The organism is Pelagibacterium montanilacus (assembly GCF_003992665.1).
In the GTDB taxonomy this organism is placed as follows: Bacteria; Pseudomonadota; Alphaproteobacteria; order Rhizobiales; family Devosiaceae; genus Pelagibacterium; species Pelagibacterium montanilacus.
The window spans coordinates 1-2,500 of sequence record NZ_RZMX01000057.1 but is presented as its reverse complement, the minus strand read 5'-3'; the positions used below and the strand labels follow the sequence as shown (position 1 = coordinate 2,500).

Annotated in this window: 2 protein-coding genes; both read left to right on the top strand. The window is 58.8% G+C overall.

The genetic code is table 11. The annotated features are described in order from the left end of the window. Positions 1-644: 644 nt before the first annotated feature. Positions 645-1,487 carry an NAD(P)H-binding protein gene (locus tag EO136_RS16045; RefSeq protein ID WP_127145408.1) on the top strand — a complete coding sequence of 281 codons (843 nt, stop codon included), beginning with the start codon at positions 645-647 and terminating at the stop codon, positions 1,485-1,487. Positions 1,488-1,670: 183 nt separating this feature from the next. Next, the gene (locus EO136_RS16040; RefSeq protein ID WP_127142346.1) at positions 1,671-2,483 is read left to right on the top strand and encodes an IS5 family transposase; all 813 of its coding nucleotides are present in this window, start codon (positions 1,671-1,673) and stop codon (positions 2,481-2,483) included. Positions 2,484-2,500 lie beyond the last annotated feature (17 nt).

Genomic DNA, 2,500 nt, shown 5'->3' with positions numbered 1-2,500 from the left:
CACGGCGCCTGGTGAGGACAGCCGTGCGCCCGAAGAGTTGTGTCGGTCGGCTTCGGCTATCGTGGCATAGTAACTATCCATGACCTGGGCCGAGGCGGGAACGGCGAGAGCGCAAAAAAACAACCCGATGATGGCGGTACGCAGCATGAGAAGGCCTCTCTGTCCTAACCTTTCGTCAATGGTTAGCACGGGTGTGTTGTGCCGGAAAGGCCGGGCGCGCTGCTTGCGCAGGGTCATTGTCGCGAGCCGCTCTCGCTACCTTGAGTGTCACGCGCCGGTGTAGAGGTAGCGTTGCATGTGGCGAAAAGCTCGGCGACCGGACGATGGCTCGAAGCAGTTGGTCCCAGGGGACTTGTTCTTCCAGAGAGATAGTGAAACTGCGCTGGTTGAGCTTCCTGCTACGGTTCCCATGGCCACAGGCTGCTGTCGACGCAAGTATGGTTATCGCCGGTAGCAATAGACGTTCCTGAGAGCAGACGGTGAAACCCGAGGGAATATTGGCGAGTCATGTGCTCTTGACCCACAAGCCAAGCTATTCGATAAGTCCGTTGTGACAAGATTTTTTTTCTGATCGATCACTGACAGCTTGGCCGCCGCTTTTGCGGGGTGAGCCGTCGTATTGTCATCATCAGAAGAGTTTTCAAATGACATCAATTGCTATATCCGGCGCCAGCGGAAAGCTGGGCCGCATGATCGTCCAGTCGCTTCGAACCATCACCAAACAACCACTCGTCCTGCTCAGCCGGACTCCAGACGCGCTGATCGGGGTTTCCAGCGATGTGGAGCCGCGCTTTGCGGATTTCGATGAAGCCGCCTGTCTTGTCGATGCCCTAGCCGGGGTGGACCGGCTCATACTCATCAGTAGCAACGTTCTGAGTCCCGATGGCAGGCGAGAACGTCAGCATCGAGCAGCAATAGACGCAGCACTCGCCGCAGGCGTCAGTCACATCGTCTACACGTCGTTTTTAAAGGCAGACAGCAGTCCTTTGTCGGCCCTGACCGCCGATCACGTCGCGACCGAGGCAATGCTTCAAGAGAGCGGAATCGGCTACTCGATTTTGCGCAACGCCTTCTATGATGATCTGGCGCTGCAATTTCTTGAACGCGCTGATGCCGATGGTCGTTTTGTCCATGCTGCGGGCGCAGGCGGCGTAGCCTATGTAACGCGCCAACAATGTGCCGATGCTGCTGCAGTTGCCGTGTCGGACGATTTTTTGGGTCGGCGCACTCTGGATATCACTGGACCTAAGGCTATCTCGATGCCGGAACTGGCAGCACTGGCCTCCGCTTGTCGGGGGCGCCCATACACTGCAGTCCAAGTCTCAACCGAGGAACTTGTGGAGCATATGATGGCTGCATCGGTTCCAGCAGAGAGTGCTGCATTGCTCGCCTGGATAGACGACGGCCTTGCAAATGGTGCAAGTGAGCCAGCATCGCTGGATTTCGAGATGCTTACTGGCCGAAATGCACCAGCTTTAGTACTTTGAGCACTCGGGTCAGCCTTGCGAGGCTGGCCCTTTTCTCGCTGCCGCGCGGTCTTTACGTTATTCTCAGGTCGCTGAGCACGACCGCCTTTTTGGTCCATCTGACTAAGAGGCCGTTTCGAAAGGGGTTGAGCGGTCGAGGTTGGCATGATTCCAAGCGGTTTGCTGACCTGCATGGAGAATGTCATGTGGACCCCGACCACCCGTGAACAGCATAACCGTCGTGCCACGCGATACCAGACCGATCTGACGGACGTGGAGTGGCGCCTGATCCAGCCGCACCTGCCTGCGGCCTGTAGAACGGGGCGGCCCCGGGCCTGGCCGATGCGCGAGATCATCAACGCAATTTTCTACGTCCTGCGCGGCGGCATCACTTGGCGTCTCCTACCCTCGGACTTTCCGCCTTGGCCGACCGTCTATCGGTGGTTCGCCGCATTGCGCGACGGCTCGGTCTTTGAGAAGATCAACCATGCCCTGGTCATGATGGACCGTGAGCGCGCCGGCCGCGAGGCCAGTCCGTCCGCAGCCATAATCGACAGCCAATCCGTCAAAACCACCGAAGCCGGCGGCCCGCGTGGCTACGATGCAGGAAAGAAGATCAAAGGGCGCAAGCGCCATGCACTGGTCGATACCGATGGGCGGCCGCTACTGGTCGAGCCGCATCCGGCCGACATCCAGGACAGAGACAGCGGCGGACCACTGCTACAGATCTCGCGCCCTCTGCTCCCCTTCATCAAACATGTATGGGCCGATGGCGGCTACAATCATGAGCGCGTGACCACCGCCACCAACATCATCGTCGAAATCGTCAAGAAGCCCCCGGATCAGGTCGGCTTTGCCGTCTTGCCACGCAGATGGGTGGTCGAGCGCTTCTTTGCGTGGATCTGCCGCAACCGGCGCCTGGCAAAGGACTTCGAGGCCACCATCAATTCAGCAGCCACCTTCCTTTACGCCGCCTCGGTCATGCTCCTCGTGAGGCGACTGGCCCGCCAGTCATGAGTTTCGAAACCGACTCT

Bases quoted from the DNA above. Each gene is read 5' to 3' on its own strand.
- EO136_RS16045 (WP_127145408.1), top strand. From the start codon at position 645: ATGACATCAATTGCTATATCCGGCGCCAGCGGAAAGCTGGGCCGCATG.
- EO136_RS16040 (WP_127142346.1), top strand. From the start codon at position 1,671: ATGTGGACCCCGACCACCCGTGAACAGCATAACCGTCGTGCCACGCGA.